This is a genomic window from Azospirillum sp., assembly GCF_035627195.1.
Taxonomy (GTDB): Bacteria; Pseudomonadota; Alphaproteobacteria; order Azospirillales; family Azospirillaceae; genus Azospirillum.
Map to the genome: position 1 here is coordinate 1 of NZ_DASPMG010000222.1, position 22072 is coordinate 22072.

The following is a 22072-nucleotide window of genomic DNA, read 5'->3' on the forward strand; positions in this document are numbered from 1 at the left end:
CGAGTGCGCGGAGCCGGTGACGGCGCTGCTGGTCGAGGCGACGGGCTCCACCTACAAGCTGCCCGACCGCGGCATGGTCGGCGCGCACGCGGTGTTCGACCCGGCGGTGCTGGACGTGCCGGCCATCGACGACGCCTTCCGCGCCCAGCAGGACGAGCGGGAATGGACGGTGCGCATCAAGCGGCGCGGCGCCATCTCCACCGTCACCTATCCGTTCAACCCGCTGGACGCGGTGGGCTGGAAGGGCGACTTGGCGCCGGTGCGCCTGAACGTCGCCGACATCCGGCCGCTGATGAGCCATCGCTACCACCTGCCGCCCAGCGCGCACACGACCTTCGTCGCCGACCGCTTCGTGGTGTGCACCTTCACGCCGCGCCCGTTCGAGAGCGACCCGGACGCGCTGAAGGTGCCGTTCTTCCACAACAACGACGACTATGACGAGGTGCTGTTCTACCACGCCGGCGACTTCTTCTCGCGCGACAACATCCACCCGGGCATGGTGACCTTCCACCCCTGCGGCTTCACGCACGGGCCGCACCCCAAGGCGCTGGGCGCCGCCTTCACGCCGAAGAAGCCGGCCACCGACGAGTATGCCGTCATGCTCGACACCCGCGACGCGCTGGAGGTGGGGGAGGGGGCCGCGTCCGTGGAATGGGGCGGCTACGTCGAGTCGTGGCGCGCGCCAGGCGCCTGACCGGGGCGCTTGATCACTGTCAAGGCCGTTGGGCGGCCGGCCGGGCACCTTCGGCGGGCCGCCCCACAACGGAGACCGGACGCCATGGACCTTGCCCCGATCGACCGGCGCGCGCTCAACATGCCGCGGATGATGCGGCGCCTGGGCGTCGACGTCTTCACCGTCACCACCTTCGGCGTCGGCCACGAGATGGCGCGGGCGGCGCGGCGGTGCAGCCTGTGCCGGACCACCGAGGCCTGCTCGCGCTGGCTGGAGGATCCCGACGCGGACCCGGCGGGGCACCGCGCCTTCTGCCCGAACGCCGAACTGTTCGAACGGCTGGCCGCCTGAACATTGCCGGCTTTACCCGCGGCCCCTCTGCGCTCATCTTGATGGGCGGAGCGGCAGCGGGCACGGACGGGATGGCCGAGGGACCAGACGAAGCACCGGAGGATGCAGGGCAGGGCGCGCGCGGCCCGCGCCGGTGGTTCTTCCTGGGCATCGGCTATCTGGCGGTGGGGCTGGCCGCGCTGGGCGTGTTCCTGCCGGTGCTGCCGACGACGCCGTTTCTGCTGGTCGCCGCCTGGGCCTTCGCCAAGGGCAGCCCGGCGCTGGAGCGCTGGCTGTACCGCCACCCGCGCTTCGGCCCCTTCCTCACCGAATGGCGCGACCGCCGCGCCATCCCCCGCCGCGCCAAGGTCGCCGCCGTGGGCGGCATGGGGGCGAGCTGGGGCATCATCCTGGCCACCACCAGCAGCCCCGTCGTGCCGGTGCTGTCGGGTGCCGTGATGCTGGCCGTCGCCGTCTACGTCGTCACCCGGCCGGCGCCGCAGGCGTGACGCAACCACCCCAGCCGCCGGAGACCAATCATGTCCACACCCGAATCCGAACGCCGCGTCGTCCCGCTGATCGAGGAGGCGGCGCTGGCCGCCCGCATGGACGGCCTCGCCGCCGAGATCGCCGCCGTGATGCCGGCGGAGTTCACGCTGGTCGCGCTGCTGAAGGGCGCCTTCGTCTTCGCCGCCGACCTGACGCGCGCGCTTGGCCGCGCCGGCTGCCACCCGCGGGTGGAGTTCATGCAGCTGTCCAGCTACGGCTCTGGCACCGTCAGTTCGGGCGTGGTGCAGCTGCACGGGCCGGCGCCGGAGGGGCTGGCCGGGCGGCCGGTGCTGCTGGTGGACGACATCGCCGACAGCGGCCGCTCGCTGTCCTTCGCGCGCCGGCAGATCCTGGACGGCGGGGCCAGCGAGGTGCGCGTCTGCGCGCTGCTGGACAAGCCCAGCCGGCGCGTGGTGCCGGTGCCGGTGGACTTCGTGGGCTTCACCGTGGAGGACGTGTTCGTCGTCGGCTACGGCATCGACTATGCCGAGCATTACCGGCAGCTGCCGTTCGTGGGCGTGGTCGAATAGGGGGGAGCAGGGGTGGCGAAATGCCGCTTCCCGCCGTGCCGTTGGCGCTTGACGGCGGTTCGGGGCAAGCACACCATGTGATTGTGGAAACAAGCCTGCGAGGTGTTCCGGCCTCTCCCCCCCTCCACACCGGACCCCGGTCCCATCTGCCGGAGGGTGCCTGCAACAGGCATCTCGACAAACGGCACGCCGGGGGTGAATACTGATCCCATGCACGTCGGCGCCACGGCGCCGGACGCGCCCTTCTCCCGCAAGGGAGGCGACCCATGCAGGACGCCAGGACCATTGAGCCGCCCGAGCTGAACATCGGCTTGGACAAGCTCGCCTTCATCATCGCCAAGGCACGGGAATTCGACGTCGAGACGGCGCCGTCCGTAATAGAGGACGGGTCCGATCCGGGCGACGAGGGCGATGCGGCCTTGCTCGGCGAGGACGCCCGCGACCCCACGCTCGACGAGTTGGAAGGCGCCATCGACGCCCTCAACGACGACGAGATCGTCGACCTCGTAGCACTCGCCTGGCTGGGGCGGGGCGACTTCACCCGCGAGGAATGGGAGGACTCCCTTGCCCTCGCGCGGGAACGCTACAACGACCGCTCGGCCGAATATTTGACGGGGATTCCCAACCTCGCCGATTGCCTGGAGGAGGGGCTCGAACTGCTCGGCTTCTCCTGCATGGACGTCGAGCAGGACCGGCCCTGACCCTTCGCCGGCCCGCTCTGGGTTTTCGCGGACCACCACCAAAGGAGCCTGCATCATGCAGCTGCCTGTCCAGATCAGCTTCCGCAACATGGACCCGACGCCGTGGATCGAGGAAAAGATCCGCGAGAAGGCCGCCAAGCTCGAACGCTCGTTCGACCGCATCACCCGTTGCGACGTGGTGATCGAGGCGCCGCACCACGACCACCGCAAGGGCCGCCTGTATCACGTCCGCATCGACATGACGGTGCCCGGCGGCGAACTCGTCGTCCGCGGCGACGCCTCGCACGCCAACGAGGACGTGCGCGCCGCCATCCGCGACGCCTTCGACGCCGCCCGCCGCCAGTTGGAGGATTGGATCGGCCGCAAGCGCGAAACCCCCGTGGAGGTTGCAGCGGACTAGGGAAAATGCATGGCTTTTGATGCGGATCAAGGACGGCGCCGTCCGTTCCGGCGACACTCACCGGCGGACGGCGCGTTAACCGACTCCCGTTCAGCGTTTCGAAGTGATGTACCCATCCATCCTGCCCTCAAGGGTCCCTCCGTGTTGCCGGCGTGGAGGGGCCCTTCTTGTTGTCCGGCCCCGGGCGCCCGTCCTAAGCCTTCGAATTGATTGACCGGAGCGGCGGGAAGGCTGCACTTTTGCGCGACCGGGCCCATATCGCACTGGGGGCCTGCTGCGTTGTTGGGAGTGCCGTCGCCTTGCGCATCCTGGTCATCGACGAGGACAACGAGCGTTCGCGCGTGCTCGCCGAGGCGCTGCAGGCGGCCGGCTACGACATCGTCGCGTCCATCTCCAAGGACGACGACGTGCGCCGCGAGGTGGCGCGCTTCCAGCCCGACATGGTCATCGTCGACCTGGAGAGCCCCTACCGCGACTTCGTCGAGGACCTGATCCGCATCCACGAGGAGAACCCGCGCCCCATCGCCATGTTCGTGTCGCGCGACGACCCGGCCGTGGTGGCCCGCGCCATCGAGACGGGCGTGTCCGTCTATGTGGCGGAGGGGTTGGACGGCGGTCTGGTGCGCAGCGTGCTGCAGATCGCGGTGAAGCAGTACCGCGAGTTCGCCCGCCTGAACGACGAGCTGGAGAAGGCCCGCTCGGCCCTGCGCGAGCGCAAGCTGCTGGAGCGCGCCAAGGGCCTGTTGATGACCAACAAGGGCCTGAGCGAGGACGAGGCCTACCGCCTGCTGCGCAAGATGGCGATGGACCAGAACAAGCGCATCGCCGACATCGCGGAGAACATCCTGTCGCTGGCGGATTTGTTGAAGTAGCGGAGGTGTTGCCCCCTCCCGGCTTCGCTCGCGCTCAGCCACCCTCCCCCGCCATGGGCGGTGGAGGGTAGAGCGGCGGCAGTCCCCTCCACCTCGAAGAGGGGGAGGGTGGCGAGCGTCAGCGAGCCGGGAGGGGGCAAAACCCGACAAATCGTCAGCGACACAAGCATTGTCGGCTTTCCAACGTCCGCTTTGTCGGAAACCTGACAAAGCCCTTGTCGGAAACCCGACAAAACCACTTGGAAACTGTGGCTTTCCGGTGCGCCGAATTCCGGCAACCCGTTGATATTCCTGAAAATCCCACAAAGCCCGACCCTTCCGCTCCGTTTGGCACGTTCCTTGCTGAGTAGAGAGCGATCCTGCGGGCAACGGCGTCCGTGGGAACGGAACACGGAACCCGCCTTGGCCCAACGATGGGCCGCCGGCGGGGCGCGATACCCGCCAGTCCAAGGATGGGCTGGCACCAGGACAACGGCGTCCGAACCACTGGCACTCATTGCCTGCGGTTTGGGCGCCTTTTTGTTTTTGCCCTGCTTTTGGGCAAATTGAATGGAGGAGTGGAGCATGGGCAACGGGTCGGCCGGCAAGGGCACGCGGCGGGGCGTTCTGGCGGCGGGGGCGTCGATCGCGGCGGCTGTCGCTTTGGCCGGCTCCGTCGGCGGTGCGCTGGCCGCCCCGGCCGGGGCGGGCGAAGGGCTGGAGAAGTCCGCGCTGACGCTCGGCTTCGTGCCGCTCACCGACTGCGCGCCGTTGGTCGTCGCCAAGGAGAAGGGCTTCTTCCGCCGCGAAGGGCTGGACGTGACGCTGTCGCGGGAGCCGTCGTGGGCCAACATCCGCGACAAGGTGGCCGTGGGCCTGCTGGACGGCGCTCACATGCTGGCCGGCATCCCGCTGGCCGCCACCGCCGGCATCGACCCGCTGGGCACGCCGATGATCGCCGCCTCCACCCTCGACCTCGGCGGCAACGCCATCACCGTGTCGGCCGACCTGCACGCCCGCATGCTGGCCGCCGATCCCGAGGCGATGGATGAGAAGCCGCTGACCGCCCGCGCGCTGAAGGCGGTGATCGAGGAGGAGCGCATCGCCGGCCGGCCGCGCCTGTCCTTTGGCGTCGTCTTCTCGGTCGCCAGCCACGCCTACCAGCTGCGCTGGTGGCTGGCCGAGGCCGGCATCGACCCGGACGCCGACGTCCGCCTCGTCGTCGTGCCGCCGCCGCGCATGGTGGCCAGCCTCGCCGCCGGGGAGATCGTTGGCTTCTGCGTCGGCGAGCCGTGGAACACGCTGGCCGTGCACGAGGGCATCGGCCGCGTGCTGGTGAGCAGCCACGAGCTGTGGAACAACGGGCCGGAGAAGGTCTTCGGCGTCACCGAGGCCTGGGCCAGGGCCAACCCCAACACCCTGCGGGCCGTGGTGCGCGCGCTGATCCGCGCCGCCCGCTGGCTGGAGGAGCCGGGCAGCCGGCTGGAGGCCGCCTCCATCCTGGCGTCCGGGCGCTACATCGGCGTTCCGGCGGCGACGCTGGTGCAGTCGCTGATCAATCCGGACGCGCCGGACTTCGTCGTCTTCCACCGCTACGCCGCCACCTTCCCGTGGCGCAGCCACGCGGTGTGGACGCTGGCGCAGATGGTGCGCTGGGGCCAGTTGCCGGCCACCGCCGATCTGGCCGGCATCGCCGCCCGCACCACCCGCGCCGACCTCTACCGCAAGGCCGCCGTGGAGGTGGGGGAGGCGGTACCGCTGGACGACATGAAGGTGGAGGGCATCCACGACGACCGCTGGGTCCTGATGGCCGCCACCAACCCCATCCTGATGGGTCCCGACCGCCTCTTCGACGGGCGGCGCTTCGATCCCGAACGCCCGCTCGACTACGTCAACAGCTTCCCGTTGCGCAGCACGCTTCCCGAACCGGCCCTGACCAGCTGATCGAAATGGGCTGACCGGCAAAAAAGCGGCCGGCGTCCGACGACACGACGCAAACGCCCCGAAATACAACCAAAAGTTTCAACTCCTATGGGATTGGCGACCATGACGAAAAACGCTTCCACCGGTCCTTCCGTCACCCGCCGCTCGCTGCTGACCGGCACCGCGCAGGCGCTGGGCACCGCTGCCCTTCTGTCCGCCGCGCGCGCCGTGGTTCCCGGCGGCGTCTGGGCGGCCACGGCCGACGCGCCGGAGACGACCAAGGCCATCTTCGGCTTCATCGCGCTGACCGACTCCGCCCCGCTGATCATCGCCAAGGAAAAGGGGCTGTTCGCCAAGTACGGGCTGAAGGACGCCGACGTGCAGAAGCAGGCGTCGTGGGGCACCACGCGCGACAACATCGAACTGGGATCGGCCAACGGCGGCATCGACGGGGCGCACATCCTTACCCCCATGCCGTACCTGATCAGCACCGGCAAGGTGACGAAGAACAATCAGAAGCTGCCGATGTACATCCTGGCCCGGCTCAACACGAACGGGCAGTGCATCTCGGTGTCGAACCGCTACAAGGCGGCCGGCGTCACCACCGACGCCAAGTCGCTGAAGGCCGCCTTCGCCGACATGAAGAAGGCCGGCAAGGAGGTCAAGTGCGCCATGACCTTCCCCGGCGGCACCCACGACATGTGGATCCGCTACTGGCTGGCGGCCAACGGCGTCGACCCGGACAAGGACGTCTCCACCATCGTCGTGCCGCCGCCGCAGATGGTGGCGAACATGAAGGTCGACACCATGGAGGCCTTCTGCGTGGGCGAGCCGTGGAACGCCCAGCTGGTCGCCCAGAACATCGGCTTCACCGCGCTGACCACCGGCGAGCTGTGGGCCAACCACCCGGAGAAGGCGCTGGGCATGCGCGCGGACTGGGTGGACCGGAATCCCAAGGCCGCCAAGGCCGTGCTGATGGCCGTGCAGGAAGCGGCCATGTGGTGCGACAAGCCCGAGAACAAGGCGGAGATGTGCCAGATCCTGGCCAAGCGCGAGTGGTTCAAGGTGCCGGTGGAGGACATCCTCACCCGCGCCCAGGGCACCATCGACTACGGCACCGGCCGCGTGGTGAAGGACAGCCCGCACATCATGAAGTACTGGGCCGACCACGCGTCCTATCCCTTCAAGAGCCACGACGCCTGGTTCCTGACCGAGAACGTCCGCTGGGGCTACCAGCCCGCCGGCCTGGACGTGAAGGCCACGGTCGACGCGGTGAACCGCGAGGACCTCTGGCGCGAAGCCGCCAAGACGCTGGGCGTCGCCGCCGACCAGATGCCGGCCGGCACGTCGCGCGGCAAGGAAACCTTCTTCGACGGCAAGGTCTTCGACCCCGACAACCCCTCCACCTACCTCGCCAGCCTCGACATCCGGCGCGTCTAGCGCGTTGAGCCCTCCCCCGGTCCCACCGGGGGAGGGGAGGGATTGAAAAGCAAGGAGCCCCCATGTCCGCTATCGCCGAATCCCGAGACACCGCGCCGGAGCGGCCGTCCGCCGTCGTCGCCGCGCTGAAGGCCGTGCCCGGCCACCTGCGCACCGCCGCCTCCAACGTGCTGCCGCCGCTGGTGGCGCTGGCCATCCTGATCGGCATCTGGCAGGTGCTGTGCATGAGCCCCGGCGCCTCGCTGCCGCCGCCGACCAAGGTCGTGGCCGACACCTGGGAGCTGATCGTCAACCCGTTCTTCGACAACGGCGGCACCGACAAGGGCCTGTTCTGGCACCTCGCCGCCAGCCTGAAGCGCGTCGCCATCGGCTTCTCGCTGGCCGCCGTCGCCGGCGTCCTGCTGGGCGTGCTGATCGGCCAGTCGAGCGCGGCCTACCGCGGCCTCGACCCGATCTTCCAGGTGCTGCGCACGGTGCCGCCGCTGGCGTGGCTGCCGATCTCGCTGGCCGCCTTCCGCCACGCCGACCCGTCCGCCATCTTCGTGATCTTCATCACCGCGGTGTGGCCGGTCATCCTCAACACCGCCGTCGGCATCCGCCAGATCCCGCAGGACTACCGCAACGTCGCCAAGGTGCTGCGCCTGACCGGCCCCGAGTTCTTCTTCAAGATCATGCTGCCGGCGACCGTGCCGTACATGTTCACCGGCCTGCGCATCGGTGTGGGCCTGTCCTGGCTGGCCATCGTCGCGGCCGAGATGCTGATCGGCGGCGTGGGCATCGGCTTCTTCATCTGGGACGCGTGGAACAGCTCGCTGATGAGCGAGATCATCCTGGCCCTCGTCTACGTCGGCATCGTCGGCTTCATCCTCGACCGTCTGATCGGCTTCGCCGCGGCCCGCGTGTCCGGCCCCAAGGTCCGTGCTTAAGGAGGCAACGATGTCCAACCACGCCTATCTCAGCCTCGAAAACGTCGGTATGGAGTTCACGCGCGGCAACCAGCGCTCCGTCGTGCTCCAGGACGTCGCCCTCAAGATCGACCGGGGCGAGTTCATCTCGATCATCGGCCACTCCGGCTGCGGCAAGTCGACGGTGCTGAACATCGTCGCCGGCCTGCTGCGCTGCACCAGGGGCGGCGTGCTGCTGGAGAACCGCGAGGTGGACTCGCCGGGTCCCGACCGCGCCGTGGTGTTCCAGAACCACTCGCTGCTGCCCTGGCTCACCGTCTACGACAACGTCCGCCTCGCCGTGGACAAGGTGTTCGGCAAGACCAAAAGCCGGGCGGAACGGGACGAGTGGACGCTGCACAACCTGTCGCTCGTCCACATGGACCACGCGGTCAGGAAGTACCCGGAGGAGATCTCCGGCGGCATGAAGCAGCGCGTCGGCATCGCCCGGGCGCTGGCCATGGAGCCCAAGGTGCTGCTGATGGACGAGCCGTTCGGCGCCCTGGACGCGCTGACCCGCGCGCACTTGCAGGACAGCCTGATGGAGATCCACCTGACGCTGGGCAACACGGTCATCATGATCACCCACGACGTGGACGAGGCGGTGCTGCTGTCCGACCGCATCGTGATGATGACCAACGGCCCGGCCGCCACCATCGGCGAGGTGCTGGAGGTGCCCCTGAAGCGCCCCCGCCGCCGCCTGGAGCTGACCGAAGACCCCACCTACACCCGCTGCCGCGGCGAGGTGATCCGCTTCCTCTACGAGCGGCACCGGCACGCCGAGGCCGCCTGAAGAAACGCCACGACCGCGTGAACGAGGGAAGAGCATGAGCAAGGAACGTCTCGTCGTCGTCGGCAACGGCATGGCCGGCATCCGCACCCTGGAGGAGCTGCTGGCCCGCGCCCCCGGCCGGTACGACATCACGGTGTTCGGCGCCGAACCGCACCCGAACTACAACCGCATCATGCTGTCGCCGGTGCTGGCCGGCGAGAAGACCTTCGACCAGATCATCCTGAACGGGCGCGACTGGTACGAGGCCAACGGGATCACACTGCACACCGGCGACCGGGTCGAGAGCATCGACCGCGAGGCGCGCACGGTGACCTCCGTCTCCGGCCGCACGGTTCCCTACGACCGGCTGCTGCTCGCCACCGGGTCCGATCCGGTGATCCTGCCGGTGCCGGGGGCCGGTTTGAAGGGCGTGGTCGGCTTCCGCGACTTGGCCGACGTCGAGGCGATGGTGGCGGCCACGAAGACCGGCACGCACGCGGTGGTGATCGGCGGCGGCCTGCTGGGCCTGGAAGCCGCCAACGGGCTGGCGGCGCACGGCATGGAGGTGACGGTCCTGCACCTCATGGGCACGATCATGGAGCGCCAGCTCGACGAGGCCGCCGGCTTCCTGCTGCAAAGCGAGCTGGAGGGGCGCGGCATCACGATCATCACCAAGGCGCAGACCGAGGCGCTGATCGGCGACGGCAAGGTCGAGAAGGTGAAGCTGGCCGACGGGCGGGAGCTGGACGCCGACCTCGTGGTCATGGCGATCGGCATCCGGCCGAACACGGCGCTGGGCCGCGCGGCCGGGCTGAGCGTCGGGCGCGGCATCGTCGTGGACGACAACATGGTCACCTCCGACCCCGCCATCCTGGCGGTGGGCGAGTGCGTGGAGCACCGCGGCCTGACCTACGGCCTCGTGGCGCCGCTGTGGGACATGGCGAAGGTCTGCGCCGACCAGCTGGCCGGTGCGGCCGAGAGTGCGTATGAGGGCACGGTCACCGCGACGCGTCTGAAGGTGACGGGGATCGAGGTGTTCTCCGCCGGCAGCTTCACCGAGGGCGGCACCGAGGACATCGTCTTCCGCGACGCCGCGCGCGGCGTGTACAAGCGCCTGGTGCTGAAGGAGAACCGCATCGTCGGCTCCGTCCTGTACGGCGACACCAAGGACGGGCCGTGGTACTTCCAGCTGCTGAAGGACGGCGAGGACATCTCGAATCTTCGCGACACCATCATCTTCGGCCAGGGCGTGGGGGCGCAGCAGCAGGACCCTTTCGCCGCGATCGCCGCGCTGCCTGACAACGCCGACATCTGCGGCTGCAACGGCGTCAACAAGGGCACCATCGTCACGGCCATCCGCGAGAAGGGCTGCACGACGATCGACGACATCCGCACGCACACCAAGGCGTCGGCGTCGTGCGGCAACTGCACGGGCTTGTGCGAGAAGCTGCTGGCCTACACGCTGGGCGACGCCTACACGGCCGACACCGGCACCAAGCCGATGTGCAAATGCACCCACCTGGGCCACGACGACGTCCGCCGGCTGATCGTGCTGGACAAGCTGAAGTCGATCCCGGCGGTCATGCAGGCGCTGGAATGGACGACGCCGGAGGGTTGCGCGTCTTGCCGCCCGGCGCTGAACTACTACCTGATGTGCGCCTGGCCGGGCGAGTACAAGGACGACAACCAGTCCCGCTTCATCAACGAGCGCGTCCACGCCAACATCCAGAAGGACGGCACCTTCTCGGTCGTGCCGCGCATGTGGGGCGGCCTGACCAACCCGCAGGAGCTGCGCGCCATCGCCGACGTGGCGGAGAAGTTCGCCATTCCCACGGTGAAGGTCACCGGCGGCCAGCGCATCGACCTGCTGGGTGCGAAGAAGGAGGACCTGCCGGCCATCTGGTCCGACCTCAACAAGGCCGGCCTCGTGTCGGGCCACGCCTACGCCAAGGGTTTGCGCACGGTGAAGACGTGCGTGGGGTCGGAATGGTGCCGGTTCGGCACGCAGGCCTCCATGGACATGGGCGTCAAGCTGGAGAAGATGACCTGGGGCACGTGGACGCCGCACAAGGTCAAGCTCGCCGTCTCCGGTTGCCCGCGCAATTGCGCGGAGGCCACCATCAAGGACTTCGGCGTCGTCGCGGTCGACAGCGGCTTCGAGCTGCACGTCGGCGGCAACGGCGGCATGAAGGTGCGCGTCACCGACTTCCTCGCCAAGGTCGACACCGAGGAGGAGGTGATGGAGTATTGCGGCGCCTTCCTCCAGCTCTACCGCGAGGAGGCCCGCTACCTGGAGCGCACGGCCAATTGGATCGAGCGCGTCGGCATCGACTATGTCCGCGCCCGCCTGGAAGACGTGGAGGACCGCGAGGCCGCCCACCAGCGCTTCCTCGCCTCCCAGCGCTTCGAACAGATCGACCCGTGGGCGGAACGCGCCTCCAGCGCCGTCGATGCGCACGAGTTCGCGCCGCTTGCCAGCCTCGTCCCCCTCGCCACCGCCGCGGAGTGACCGCCATGAACGCCATGAACATTCAGTCCTGGGTTTCCATCGGCCGCGTGACCGACATCCCGCGCAGGGGTGCCCGCGTCGTCAAGGCGCCGGGCGGCGACATCGCCGTGTTCCGCACCGGCAACGACGAGATCTTCGCCCTGCGCGACCGCTGCCCGCACGGCAACGGGCCGCTGTCGAACGGCATCGTGCACGGGCGCAGCGTGACGTGCCCGCTGCACGGCATGATCTTCGACCTGGGCACCGGCCAGACCACCGGCCCGGACGGCTGCACGGCGTCCACCGTCACCGTCCGCGTGGTGGACGGCGTCATCCAGCTGGCAAACCCGCTTTACGAGGAGGCCGCCGTTGGCTGATCCCGTCCGCACCACCTGCCCCTTCTGCGGGGTCGGCTGCGGCGTGCTGGCCGAGGTGGGGGAGGGCGGCGCGCTGAGCGTGCGCGGCGACCCCGACCACCCGGCCAACCGCGGCCGGCTGTGTTCCAAGGGTGCTGCGCTGGGCGAGACCGTCGGCTTCGACGGCCGCCTGCTCCATCCCGAACTCGACGGCCGCCGGGTCGATTGGGAGACGGCCGTCGGCGCGCTGGCCGGCGCGTTCCGGGAGACGATCGAGCGGCATGGGCCCGACGCGGTCGCCTTCTACGTCTCCGGCCAGCTGCTGACGGAGGATTATTACGTCGCCAACAAGCTGATGAAGGGGTTCATCGGCTCGGCCAACATCGACACCAACTCGCGCCTGTGCATGGCGTCCACCGTGGCGGGGCACCGGCGCGCCTTCGGTTCCGACACCGTGCCCGGCTGCTACGACGACCTGGAACTGGCCGACCTCGTGGTGCTGGTCGGCTCCAACCTCGCGTGGTGCCACCCGGTGTTGCAGCAGCGCCTGCTGGCGGCGCGCCGGCTGCGCGGCACCCGGATCGTCGTCGTCGACCCGCGCTGCACCCCGTCCTGCGACGAGGCGGACCTGCATCTGCAGCTGAAGCCCGGCACCGACGTGGCGCTGTTCAACGGGCTGCTGGCGCACCTGTCGATCAAGGGGCGCGGCGACCGGCATTACATCGACGAGAACGTCGCGGGCGTCGATGAGGCGGTGGCCGCCGCGCTGGCCGAGGCGCCGACGATCACCGCCGTGGCCGACGCCTGCGACCTGGCTCCGGCCAGCGTGCGCCGCTTCTACGAACTGTTCGCGGCGACCGAGCGGGTGGTCACCGTCTTCTCCCAGGGCGTCAACCAGTCGGCGCACGGCACCGACAAGGTCAACGCCATCCTCAACGCCCACCTCTACACCGGGCGCATCGGCCGGCCGGGCATGGGGCCGTTCTCCGTCACCGGCCAGCCCAACGCCATGGGCGGGCGGGAGGTCGGCGGGCTCGCCAACCAGCTGGCCGCGCATATGGGCTTCGGGCCTGAGGACGTCGGCCGCGTGCGCCGTTTCTGGGACGCGCCGAACGTGGCCTCGGCCGAGGGGCTGAAGGCGGTGGACCTGTTCCGCGCGGTCGAGGACGGCCGCATCAAGGCGCTGTGGATCATGGCGACCAACCCGGCCGTCAGCGTGCCCGACGCCGCGCGCCTGCGCGCGGCACTGGCCAAGTGCGACTTCGTCGCCGTGTCCGACTGCATCGCCGACACCGACACGGTGCGTCTGGCGCGCCTGAAGCTGCCGGCCGCGGCCTGGGGCGAGCGGGACGGCACCGTCACCAATTCCGACCGCACCATCTCCCGCCAGCGGCCGTTCCGTGCGTTGCCGGGGGAGGCGCAGCCGGACTGGGCAATCATTTCCGCCGTCGGCCGCGCCATGGGCTGGACCGACGCCTTCGACTTCCGCACGCCGGCCGACGTGTTCCGCGAGCACGCGGCGCTCTCCGCCTTCGAGAACGGCGGGAGCCGCGATTTCGACATCGGGGCACTCGCCCACCTGACGGACGCCGAGTATGACGAACTGGAGCCCGCCCCCTGGCCAAACCGCAGCGGCGGGGTGCCGGTGCGCCGGCTGTTCGCGGCGGGCGGCTTCTACACCGCGGACGGGCGGGCGCGCATGCTGCCCTTGCAGGCGCAGGGCACGGCGCGGGCACCGGACCCGGCCTACCGGCTGCTGCTGAACACCGGGCGCGGGCGCGACCAGTGGCACACCATGACGCGCACCGGCCTGTCGCCGCGCCTGTCCGCGCACATGCCGGAGCCTTGCGTGGAGGTGCACGCGGCTGACGCCGCGCGCTTCGGCGTGGCGGACGGCGGCTATGCCCGCGTCGCCACGCCGGCCGGATCGGCGCTGGTGCGGGTGACGGTGAAGAGCGGCCTGCGGCCCGGCGAGGCGTTCCTGCCCATGCACTGGAACGACCGCTTCACCGCCGACTGCGTGGTGGGGAAGCTGTTCGACGGCATCACCGACCCGGTCTCCGGCCAGCCGGAATCCAAGGCCATGCCGGCGCGCCTGGAGCCGGTGGAGATGCGCTGGGCCGCCTGCCTCGTCACCGCGCACGAGGTCGTGCCGGCGCACGGCGGATACTGGGCGCGCCACGCGGTGGAGGGCGGCTGGGTCGTCGACATGGCGGGGGAGGGCGAGGCGCCGACCGCCGAACAGCTGGACACCCTGCTGCCCGGCCTGCCGGCGGGCTGCCAGACGGTGGATTACGCCGACAGCGGGCGCGGCGTCGTGCGGCGCGCCTGGATCGACGGCGACCGGCTGGCCGCCTGCCTGTTCGTGGCCGCCGACGGCGCCATGCCGTCGCGCGAATGGCTGCTGCGCCTGCTGGCGGGGGAGCCGCTGGACCCGGCGGCGCGGCTGGCCGTGCTGTCCGGCCGGGCGCCGATGCCGGTGCTGGACGAGGGGCGGATCGTCTGCTCCTGCTTCCGGGTCGGCTTCAACCGACTGGTCTCGGCCGTGAAGGAGCAGTCGCTGGCCAGCGTGGAGGAGATCGGCCGCATCCTGCGGGCGGGCACCAACTGCGGCTCCTGCATCCCGGAGATCAAGGAACTGCTCAATCAGGCCAAGCGCCCGGCCGCCTGAAACGGACGAACGGCGGCGGTGCCGGCGCGCAGGGCGCCTCGACCACGGTCGGGGTGTCCTGCGGTTCCGGCCGGCGTTCGCACGACACACGCTGCCGCGCGGGATCGGCGACGCGCAGTGCCTCCGGATCGAGCAGCAGGACGTGCCGGCCGCGCCAGTCGAAGCTGGCGATCACCGGCTGGCCGGCGGCGTTCGGCGCGTCGTGCGGATCGGCGCCCAGCGTCAGCGCGTCCAACGGGATGCGGGCCATGGGCATCCGCCCCAGCACGCGCCGCACGCGGATGGCGAACGTTCCGGCGGTGCTGCGCACCTCCAGCGTCTCCGGCAGAGGGCTGTAGAGGGGGAGGATGGGGGTGGCGGGGTGCAGCCGGGCCGCGAGGTCGATGGCGACCAGCGCCCGCCCGCCCGTCAGCACGAAACCCTCCACCGGGGCACAGGGGAAGGGGAGCGGTTTGAGGGGGCTGTCCACAGCCACCTGCGCGGTGGCGTCGGCCGGCAGCGCATAGATGCTGCCGTCGCGCTCGAACAGGATGAGTTCCATGGTGTGGCCTCCGATTGCCGGGCGATGGCGAAAGTCTGCGCCGGACAATCGGGGGCTGGATACGACGCTTGAGCGTGGCGAAATCGTTCTTGCTCATACCAAGGTTTGTCACCCGCCCAAGGTTTGTCACCCGCCCGGAAGGAGCGGGCCGCCGGCCTCAGTCGCCGGCGGCGAAGCGCGCGGCCTGCACCCGGTTCTGCACGCCCAGCTTGCGGAAGACGTGGCAGAGGTGGGACTTCACCGTCACCTCGCTGACGTTGAGGCGCCGGGCGATCAGCTTGTTCGGCAGCCCCTCGCGCAGCAGGTCGAGGATCTCCCGCTCGCGCAGGGTCAGCGTCGGGTCGGCGCCTTCGCCGCCCTGGCGGGACGGCGTACCGGACACCGTGAAGCCGGAATGGATCGGGTCGTCGAACAGCGAGGCGGGCACGTAGCGCTCCCCGGCGACGATCAGGCGCAGTGCCGACAGCATGGCCTGGGCGCTCAGCCGCTTCGGAATGAAGCCGGCGATCCCGAGGCCGAGCGCCTCCAGGATCACCTTCCGGTCGGTCACCGACGACAGCAGCGCCACCGGCAGGTTCGGGTGCCGCTCGCGGATCACGCGGATCCCCTGCAACGCGTCCATGCCCGGCATCCGCAGGTCCAGAACGACCAGATGAATGTCAGGAACGCTTTCCAGAAGATCCAGAACTTCACAAAAATTACCCGCTTCAAAGATTTTTGTTGCGGGGTCCAACTCCAGAAGGAAAGGCCTCAGCCCATCCCGGATCATCACATGATCGTCTGCAAACAAAAGTCTCATGGTCTGCTCCATTGATGAAGCTTCTGCACATCCCCGTATGCATCTTGTCTAGGGCAACCTACGACTGTCAAGATTTACGTAAAATTAAAAGGGACAACTTTCCGTCGAAAGTCCGGGGGGGATTTGCTTCGAATGAGCCGGATTTGTCCATAGTGTGCATTGCGTTCTCCGCCTTTCTGACGAGGCGGGGTTCCTTTACATCCGACCAAGGTATAGCGACGATAAAGCAGGTGCCATGTCCAGGCTTTGACTGTACGTGCACGGTGATGCCCAGCGCCGCCGCCGTGCGGCGGACGATGGACAGGCCCAGGCCCAGGCCGCACGGTTCGGTCCGGGCGGCCGCCCCGCGGCGGAATTCCTCGAAGATGACGGCGAGGTCGTCCTGGGCGATGCCGGGGCCGGTGTCCCACACCTCGATCCGCAGCGCCTCCTCGCCCCGCCGGCAGCCGACCAGGACGCGGCCGGACGGCGTGTAGCGGACGGCGTTGGAGACGATGTTCAGGAGGATGCGCCGCAGCAGCGCGGGATCGCTGTGCAGCAGCAGCGAGCAGCCGACCACCCGCAGGTCGATGCGCTTGCGGGCCGCCTCGGCGCGGTACAGGGCGGCGATGTCCTCCAGCACCTCGGCGACGGCGAAGAGGCGGGGCTGCGGCTGAAGCGTGCCGGATTCCAGGGCGGTCTCCTGCACGAGGTTGTCGAGCATCTCCTGCTGCAGATCGGTGGCCGCCGCCATGCGCGCCAGCAGGTCGCGCTGGTAGGCGGTGGCCGCCTCGCGCTCCAGCACCTCCAGATGGAAGCGTACGGCGCGCAGGGGCTGCGACAGGTCGTGCGTCACGGCGGCCAGCAGGCGGGACTTGGCCGCGCTGGCGTCTTCGGCCATGCGGCGGGCCTGCATCTGCTCGCGCGAGATGGCGGTCAGCTTCTCGTTGGCGCGGCGCAGCGCCGCCAGGACCAGCCGCTCGCGCCGCAGCCCGCGCCCCACCATGGTTCCCAGCGTGGCGATGGCCAGGATTCCCAGCCCGGTGAAGGACCCGGTGCGCAGAACCTGGCTCCGCCAGAGCGCCAGGACTTCGGCCCGGTCGGCGGCGACGGCGACGATGACCGGCAGGCCGGGGACGCGGCCCATGGCGTAGAAGCGCTGTTCGTCGGACAGGCCGACGGCGTCCGGGTTGCCGTGCTCCAGGCCCCGTCGCACCAGGGCGGTCCAGCTGGCGGCCGTGGGGGCGCGGTCCTCGGATTCCTGCACGATGGGCGTGCCGTCGTCGCGCAGCACGCTGATCGTCAGCGCGAAGGGGGCGGTGCCCAGCGAGCGGTAGAGTTCGCCGAACAGGTCGAGGCGGATGGCCGCCATCGCCACGCCGACGAAGCGCCCCTGCGCCTCGATGCGCTGGCTGAGCGTGAAGAAGGGGGTGGAGGCGATGCGCCCCACCACAGGCGTGCCGACGTGCACCGGCCGGCCGTCGCGCGGGGCGCGGAAGTACTCGCGGTCGGAGACGTCCAGGTCGGGTGCCGACATGGCGCTGTGGGCGACCAGCCGCCCATCGGCGGTGACGAGCCCCAGGCCCAGCACGTCCGGCTGGTGGTCGGTGTGATGGCGCAGGATCTCGTGCCAGTCGGCGGGCGTGGAGTCCGCGACGGCCTGCTCGGCGATGGCGTCCAGGTCATGCTGGACGACGGCGAGGGAACGGCGGGCGTGCTCGCGCAGCAGCGTCTGGGTGGTGTGCAGCACGGTGCGCGCCTGGTCCTCCGACTGCGCCCGGTCCCACCAGGCATCGACCGCCCACCACGCGAACAGCGTCCCGCACGCCACCAGCGTCACCGCCGTGAGCAGGTGTTGGACACGTTCCGGATCGTTCGGCCTCATACGCCGCATCGTTCACCTTCTGCGGGTTTCTCCGGTGATGGTGAGTCGAAACGGGCGTTCGTGGTACTACCCCAAAAGGCGTAATCCCATACGAAAGGCGTGCGTCCATCGCTGCACCTGCGGTGCCCTGGAGGATCGTACACCCCGCTTTAAGCTTGAAAAGTCTGTGAGCGTACAGGGGGTTCGGCGCTGCCGCAGGCGCCGGAAGGCGCGATGCGCCGAAGCTGAATTGCGGCGTTATGTCGCGGCGCTTAAGGATGGCTTGCGAAGAGATATAGATATTCGTGCTAATGTTACTTTGTTAGCAACCGAACTGTTTCGCGCCGTGCTTTCAGCGGGGCTTTGTTGTCTGTACCGATACTGCACGGGCAACGGCGATCCACTCGTCACCGGGTTCGGCGTCGCGCAGGGCCAGCAGCGGCGGCCATACACCCAAACGGCTATGCCGGCGCTGGGCGATGAGGCGGTCCAGCTCCTCGGGCGTCGGCAGGCGGTCGCCCTTCATCTGGTTGCAGCGGCGGTGCGCCAGCACGATGTTGCCGGGATCGTCGGTGCCGCCGTAGGCCTGCGGGATCAGGTGGTCGAAGGTGGCCTTCGCCCCGACGGGGCCGCCGCAGTAGAAGCAGCAGCCCCCCTGGAGGACGTCCATCAGCTTGGCGTCCTCCGGCGTCATGCCTAATCCTCGAGCTTTTCGATCGAGCCCCACAGGTCGTATTCGTCGGCGTGCTCGATCATGACGTCGACGATGTCGCCAGGTTTCACGCCCGTCTCGCCGTTCAGGAAGACGTTGCCGTCGATCTCCGGCGCATCGGCGTAGGAGCGGCCGATGGCCCCTTCCTCGTCCACCTCGTCGATCAGCACGGCCAGCGTCCAGCCGACCTTCTGCTTCAGCCGCTCGGCGCTGATGCGCTGCTGCGCCTGCATCAGGCGGTCGTAGCGCTCCTGCTTGACCTCCTCGGGCACGGCGCCCGGCAGCTCGTTGGCGGCCGCACCGGCGACCGGCTCGTACTTGAAGCAGCCGACGCGGTCGAGCTGCGCCTCCTCCAGCCATTGCAGCAGGAAGGCGAAGTCCTCCTCCGTCTCGCCGGGGAAGCCGACGATGAAGGAGGAGCGGATGGCCAGATCCGGGCAGTCGCGCCGCCAGGAGCGCACCTGCTCCAGCGTCTTCTCCTGCGCGGCCGGGCGGCGCATGGCCTTCAGCACCTTCGGGCTGGCGTGCTGGAAGGGCACGTCGAGGTAGGGGAGGATGCGCCCCTCCGCCATCAGCGGCAGCACCTCGGCCACATGCGGGTAGGGGTAGACGTAGTGCAGCCGCACCCACAGGTCGAAGTTCGCCAGTTCCCGGCACAGGTCGGCGAAGCGCGTCTTCACCGTGCGGTCGTACCACGGCCGCTCGGCGTACTTCAGGTCGACGCCGTAGGCGCTGGTGTCCTGCGAGATGACCAGCAATTCCTTTACGCCGGCGGTGGCCAGCTTCTCCGCCTCGCGCAGCACCTTGTCCACCGGGCGGCTGGCGAGGTCGCCGCGCAGGCCGGGGATGATGCAGAAGGTGCAGCGGTTGTTGCAGCCCTCGGAAATCTTCAGGTAGGCGTAGTGGCGCGGCGTCAGCCGGATGCCCTGCGGCGGCACGAGATCGATGAACGGGTCGTGCTGCGGCGGCACCGCCTCGTGCACGGCCTCGACCACCGCCTCGTACTGGTGCGGGCCGGTGACGGCCAGGACGCCGGGGTGGGCGGCGCGGATCGACTGCGCGTCGCCGCCCATGCAGCCGGTGACGATGACGCGGCCGTTCTCCTTGATCGCCTCGCCGATGGCGTCCAGCGATTCCTGCTTGGCGCTGTCGAGGAAGCCGCAGGTGTTGACGATGACGGCGTCCGCCCCCTCGTAGCTGGGCGATATCTCATAGCCCTCGGCGCGCAGGCGCGTGAGGATGCGCTCGGAATCGACGAGCGCCTTGGGGCAGCCGAGGCTGACGATGCCGACCTTGGGGGCGGCCTTCGCGGACAGGGGGGCGGAGAGGGGGGCGGTCTTGCTGGTCATGGCGCGTCTATATAGGCAATTCCGTCGATCCCGCCAGCCGATTCGTCGCATCCGGACGAACTCGATCGGTGAAAATCGCCCGGGGCGCACAGACCATTTCCCGACAGGCCCGCTTGGGCTAATATAATTAATGGCTGGTAAAGAAATTGTGCGTGAAGTGGGTTAATCGCTGGACAAAGGGCGTCGTCCATGTTAGCCTCCTAGTCATATAGGCACTATACGGTTTCGACTCACGGTGCCGGCCGCGAAAGCCTTGCCGGACCTGGGCCGGAAGGGTGCCGCGGGACGCTTGGAAGGGTACAGAGGGCGACGCCATGTCCAACACGCATTCCTCTCTCGCATCCCCCCAGGCGATCGCCGAAGTGATGATGCACATCGGGCACATTGCCGACAGCCTGGGCTATTCGCGCGGGCTGAAGCCCTCGCAGTGGACGGCGTTGCGCTACTTCGCCAGCGCCAACCCCAGCCAGCGCACGGTCTCCGCCTTCGCCGACTTCCACGCGACCACGCGGGGTGCCGCCTCGCAGACGGTGGAGGTGCTGGTCGGCAAGGGGTTCCTGACGCGCGTCCCGGTGCCGGAGGACCGCCGCGTGGTGCAGCTGCACCCGACGCCCACCGCGCTCGACCTGCTGGAGCACGACCCGCTGAAGGAGTTCGCGGCGGTGATCGGCAACCTGCCGCAGGACGAGCAGTACCAGCTCGCCGACGTGCTCTCCCGCGTCCTGCGCGGCCTGCTCATCAAGCGCCAGGCGGCGTAAGGCCGCCGTCCTCCCGAAAACAGGAATGCTGTGGCTTACGCCCGCTGCAGGCGGGTGATGAAGCCATTGACGTGCTGGCGGAGCTGGTCGGACTGGCCGGCGAGGTCGCGCGAGGCGGCGAGCACGCTCTCCGCCATGCCGCCGGTCTCGCCCGCCGCCTGCGAGACGGCGCCGATGTTGGCGGTCACGTCGGCGGTGCCGGACGCCGCCTGATGCACGTTGCGGGCGATCTCGCTGGTGGCCGCCCCCTGCTGCTCGGCGGCCGCGGCGACGGCGGCCAGCACCTCGTTGATGGACAGGACGGCGTCCGCCACCTCGCGGATGGCGCGGGCCGCCTGACCGGTCACCGCCTGGATCTCGGCGATCTGCGTGCTGATCTCGTCGGTGGCCTTGGCGGTCTGGGTGGCCAGATGCTTCACTTCGCCGGCGACCACGGCGAAGCCCTTGCCGGCCTCGCCAGCGCGGGCGGCCTCGATGGTGGCGTTCAGCGCCAGCAGGTTGGTCTGGCTGGCGATGCCGGAGATCAGCTTGACCACCTCGCCGATGCGGCCGGCGGCGGACACCAGCCCCTCCACCGTGCCGTTGGCGTGGTCGGCCCGCGTGGCCGCCCCCTGCGCCATCTGCGAGGAGGACTGGATCTGCTTGTTCACCTCGGCGATGGAGGCCGACAGTTCCTCGGCCGCGGAGGCCACCGCCTCGACGTTGCCGGTGGCTTGGCCCGCCGCGACGGCGACGACGCGCGAGCGCTGGTTGGTGGCCTCGGAGATGGAGGACAGCTGCTCGGCCGAGCGGTGCATCTCCTCCGACGCGCGCGAGATGTTCTCGGCCAGCACGCCGATGGAGGATTCGAAGTCGCCCAGCATGCGGCCCAGTTCCTCGGCGTGGCGCTCCTCCATGCGCTGGAGGTAGGCGTCCACCGACAGGTTCATGTCCAGCACCGACAGGCGCACGGCCGCGCTCATCATCGCCGTCATGCGCTCGCACCCGGCGGCGCTGGCGAAGCGGCGGCGGCAGTGCTTCTCGATGGCGGCCAGAAGGCGTGCCAGGGTCAACCCGTAGGCGGACATGTACCAGTGCGGCGCCAGCCCGATGCGCGCGTGGGCGTCGCCGATGCGGTGGACGGAGCGCGCGTAATCCTCGTCCAGCCGGCCGGCGAACAGGCGGCGCCAGTGCGCCTTCTGCATCTCCTGCGCATGCCGCTGGCGCGACGGGTCGCGGAACAGCGCGTTGACGCCCGGAAAACGGGCGACATGCGCGTAGAAGTCGGTCAACGCCGTGTCGATGCAACCGTCGACGACCGTCGATAGCTCGGGGAGGAGCCGCCGGGTCTCCGCATCGATGCCGAGGAAGCCGAGGAGTTCTTCCCGCTCTTCCGATGCACGCATGTCGCCGTCCTCCCAGATTTCTGTATCACAAGTTGACGCCAGCCAATGTTGGTTCGT

General features: G+C 69.4%; 21 protein-coding genes. 15 read left to right on the plus strand and 6 right to left on the minus strand.

The annotated features are described in order from the left end of the window. The 14 genes from VED21_RS20195 to VED21_RS20260 form a co-directional block, all read left to right on the plus strand. On the plus strand, positions 1-694 hold a 694-nt coding region (locus tag VED21_RS20195; RefSeq protein WP_324885357.1), incomplete at its 5' end, for a homogentisate 1,2-dioxygenase. A gap of 84 nt (positions 695-778) precedes the next feature. Continuing rightward, a complete protein-coding gene (locus tag VED21_RS20200) occupies positions 779-1024 on the plus strand; it encodes a DUF6455 family protein (RefSeq protein WP_324885359.1) in 246 nt (81 codons plus the stop codon). Positions 1025-1095: 71 nt separating this feature from the next. Continuing rightward, positions 1096-1512 carry a YbaN family protein gene (locus tag VED21_RS20205; RefSeq protein ID WP_324885361.1) on the plus strand — a complete coding sequence of 139 codons (417 nt, stop codon included), beginning with the start codon at positions 1096-1098 and terminating at the stop codon, positions 1510-1512. 30 nt (positions 1513-1542) lie between these two features. Then, complete coding sequence (hpt, locus tag VED21_RS20210; RefSeq protein WP_324885363.1) at positions 1543-2082, plus strand: hypoxanthine phosphoribosyltransferase; 540 nt, start codon at positions 1543-1545, stop codon at positions 2080-2082. Positions 2083-2348: 266 nt separating this feature from the next. Continuing rightward, positions 2349-2783: a DUF3775 domain-containing protein gene (locus VED21_RS20215; protein WP_324885364.1), complete on the plus strand. Its 435-nt coding sequence runs from the start codon at positions 2349-2351 to the stop codon at positions 2781-2783. Between the two features lie 55 nt (positions 2784-2838). Beyond that, entirely contained in the window at positions 2839-3183 is a 345-nt protein-coding gene (locus tag VED21_RS20220) for an HPF/RaiA family ribosome-associated protein (protein ID WP_324885366.1), read from the plus strand. A 299-nt stretch (positions 3184-3482) separates the two neighbouring features. After that, a complete protein-coding gene (locus VED21_RS20225) occupies positions 3483-4055 on the plus strand; it encodes an ANTAR domain-containing response regulator (RefSeq protein ID WP_324885368.1) in 573 nt (190 codons plus the stop codon). 564 nt (positions 4056-4619) lie between these two features. Further along, a complete protein-coding gene (locus tag VED21_RS20230) occupies positions 4620-5978 on the plus strand; it encodes a CmpA/NrtA family ABC transporter substrate-binding protein (RefSeq protein ID WP_324885370.1) in 1359 nt (452 codons plus the stop codon). A gap of 102 nt (positions 5979-6080) precedes the next feature. Beyond that, positions 6081-7397: a CmpA/NrtA family ABC transporter substrate-binding protein gene (locus tag VED21_RS20235; protein ID WP_324885372.1), complete on the plus strand. Its 1317-nt coding sequence runs from the start codon at positions 6081-6083 to the stop codon at positions 7395-7397. Positions 7398-7459: 62 nt separating this feature from the next. Beyond that, a complete protein-coding gene (gene ntrB / locus VED21_RS20240; RefSeq protein WP_324885374.1) occupies positions 7460-8323 on the plus strand; it encodes a nitrate ABC transporter permease in 864 nt (287 codons plus the stop codon). Between the two features lie 10 nt (positions 8324-8333). Further along, the gene (locus tag VED21_RS20245; RefSeq protein WP_324885376.1) at positions 8334-9134 is read left to right on the plus strand and encodes an ABC transporter ATP-binding protein; all 801 of its coding nucleotides are present in this window, start codon (positions 8334-8336) and stop codon (positions 9132-9134) included. A gap of 34 nt (positions 9135-9168) precedes the next feature. Continuing rightward, positions 9169-11622, plus strand: a complete 2454-nt coding sequence (nirB, locus tag VED21_RS20250) for a nitrite reductase large subunit NirB (protein ID WP_324885378.1) — start codon at positions 9169-9171, stop codon at positions 11620-11622. Positions 11623-11627: 5 nt separating this feature from the next. Next, positions 11628-11978 (plus strand): nitrite reductase small subunit NirD, encoded by a 351-nt coding sequence (gene nirD, locus VED21_RS20255; RefSeq protein ID WP_324885380.1) that lies wholly within the window; start codon positions 11628-11630, stop codon positions 11976-11978. Next, the gene (locus VED21_RS20260; RefSeq protein WP_324885382.1) at positions 11971-14628 is read left to right on the plus strand and encodes a molybdopterin-dependent oxidoreductase; all 2658 of its coding nucleotides are present in this window, start codon (positions 11971-11973) and stop codon (positions 14626-14628) included. Before nirD ends, VED21_RS20260 begins: the two co-directional genes overlap by 8 nt. Here VED21_RS20260 and VED21_RS20265 read toward each other — a convergent pair. The 5 genes from VED21_RS20265 to rimO form a co-directional block, all read right to left on the minus strand. Further along, positions 14600-15169 (minus strand): hypothetical protein, encoded by a 570-nt coding sequence (locus tag VED21_RS20265; protein WP_324885385.1) that lies wholly within the window; start codon positions 15167-15169, stop codon positions 14600-14602. The genes VED21_RS20260 and VED21_RS20265 overlap by 29 nt on opposite strands. Before the next feature lie 157 nt (positions 15170-15326). Further along, a complete protein-coding gene (locus VED21_RS20270) occupies positions 15327-15980 on the minus strand; it encodes a response regulator transcription factor (RefSeq protein ID WP_324885387.1) in 654 nt (217 codons plus the stop codon). A gap of 55 nt (positions 15981-16035) precedes the next feature. Then, entirely contained in the window at positions 16036-17832 is a 1797-nt protein-coding gene (locus VED21_RS20275) for a sensor histidine kinase (RefSeq protein WP_324885389.1), read from the minus strand. Positions 17833-18163: 331 nt separating this feature from the next. Continuing rightward, positions 18164-18505: an HNH endonuclease gene (locus VED21_RS20280; RefSeq protein ID WP_324885391.1), complete on the minus strand. Its 342-nt coding sequence runs from the start codon at positions 18503-18505 to the stop codon at positions 18164-18166. A 2-nt stretch (positions 18506-18507) separates the two neighbouring features. Beyond that, a complete protein-coding gene (gene rimO, locus VED21_RS20285) occupies positions 18508-19872 on the minus strand; it encodes a 30S ribosomal protein S12 methylthiotransferase RimO (protein WP_324885399.1) in 1365 nt (454 codons plus the stop codon). A gap of 314 nt (positions 19873-20186) precedes the next feature. Between rimO and VED21_RS20290 the strand changes: the two genes are divergently transcribed. Further along, the gene (locus VED21_RS20290) at positions 20187-20630 is read left to right on the plus strand and encodes a MarR family winged helix-turn-helix transcriptional regulator (protein WP_324885400.1); all 444 of its coding nucleotides are present in this window, start codon (positions 20187-20189) and stop codon (positions 20628-20630) included. 35 nt (positions 20631-20665) lie between these two features. Here VED21_RS20290 and VED21_RS20295 read toward each other — a convergent pair whose 3' ends face one another. Further along, the gene (locus VED21_RS20295; protein WP_324885401.1) at positions 20666-22015 is read right to left on the minus strand and encodes a globin-coupled sensor protein; all 1350 of its coding nucleotides are present in this window, start codon (positions 22013-22015) and stop codon (positions 20666-20668) included. Between the last annotated feature and the right edge of the window lie 57 nt (positions 22016-22072).

What these genes read in the sequence shown, in the direction of transcription:
- VED21_RS20200 (WP_324885359.1), top strand. Translation starts at nt 779, where the DNA reads ATGGACCTTGCCCCGATCGACCGGCGCGCGCTCAACATGCCGCGGATG.
- VED21_RS20205 (WP_324885361.1), top strand. Translation starts at nt 1,096, where the DNA reads ATGGCCGAGGGACCAGACGAAGCACCGGAGGATGCAGGGCAGGGCGCG.
- hpt (WP_324885363.1), top strand. Translation starts at nt 1,543, where the DNA reads ATGTCCACACCCGAATCCGAACGCCGCGTCGTCCCGCTGATCGAGGAG.
- VED21_RS20215 (WP_324885364.1), top strand. Translation starts at nt 2,349, where the DNA reads ATGCAGGACGCCAGGACCATTGAGCCGCCCGAGCTGAACATCGGCTTG.
- VED21_RS20220 (WP_324885366.1), top strand. Translation starts at nt 2,839, where the DNA reads ATGCAGCTGCCTGTCCAGATCAGCTTCCGCAACATGGACCCGACGCCG.
- VED21_RS20230 (WP_324885370.1), top strand. Translation starts at nt 4,620, where the DNA reads ATGGGCAACGGGTCGGCCGGCAAGGGCACGCGGCGGGGCGTTCTGGCG.
- VED21_RS20235 (WP_324885372.1), top strand. Translation starts at nt 6,081, where the DNA reads ATGACGAAAAACGCTTCCACCGGTCCTTCCGTCACCCGCCGCTCGCTG.
- ntrB (WP_324885374.1), top strand. Translation starts at nt 7,460, where the DNA reads ATGTCCGCTATCGCCGAATCCCGAGACACCGCGCCGGAGCGGCCGTCC.
- VED21_RS20245 (WP_324885376.1), top strand. Translation starts at nt 8,334, where the DNA reads ATGTCCAACCACGCCTATCTCAGCCTCGAAAACGTCGGTATGGAGTTC.
- nirB (WP_324885378.1), top strand. Translation starts at nt 9,169, where the DNA reads ATGAGCAAGGAACGTCTCGTCGTCGTCGGCAACGGCATGGCCGGCATC.
- nirD (WP_324885380.1), top strand. Translation starts at nt 11,628, where the DNA reads ATGAACGCCATGAACATTCAGTCCTGGGTTTCCATCGGCCGCGTGACC.
- VED21_RS20265 (WP_324885385.1), bottom strand. Translation starts at nt 15,169, where the DNA reads ATGGAACTCATCCTGTTCGAGCGCGACGGCAGCATCTATGCGCTGCCG.
- VED21_RS20270 (WP_324885387.1), bottom strand. Translation starts at nt 15,980, where the DNA reads ATGGAGCAGACCATGAGACTTTTGTTTGCAGACGATCATGTGATGATC.
- VED21_RS20275 (WP_324885389.1), bottom strand. Translation starts at nt 17,832, where the DNA reads ATGAGGCCGAACGATCCGGAACGTGTCCAACACCTGCTCACGGCGGTG.
- VED21_RS20280 (WP_324885391.1), bottom strand. Translation starts at nt 18,505, where the DNA reads ATGACGCCGGAGGACGCCAAGCTGATGGACGTCCTCCAGGGGGGCTGC.
- rimO (WP_324885399.1), bottom strand. Translation starts at nt 19,872, where the DNA reads ATGACCAGCAAGACCGCCCCCCTCTCCGCCCCCCTGTCCGCGAAGGCC.
- VED21_RS20290 (WP_324885400.1), top strand. Translation starts at nt 20,187, where the DNA reads ATGTCCAACACGCATTCCTCTCTCGCATCCCCCCAGGCGATCGCCGAA.
- VED21_RS20295 (WP_324885401.1), bottom strand. Translation starts at nt 22,015, where the DNA reads ATGCGTGCATCGGAAGAGCGGGAAGAACTCCTCGGCTTCCTCGGCATC.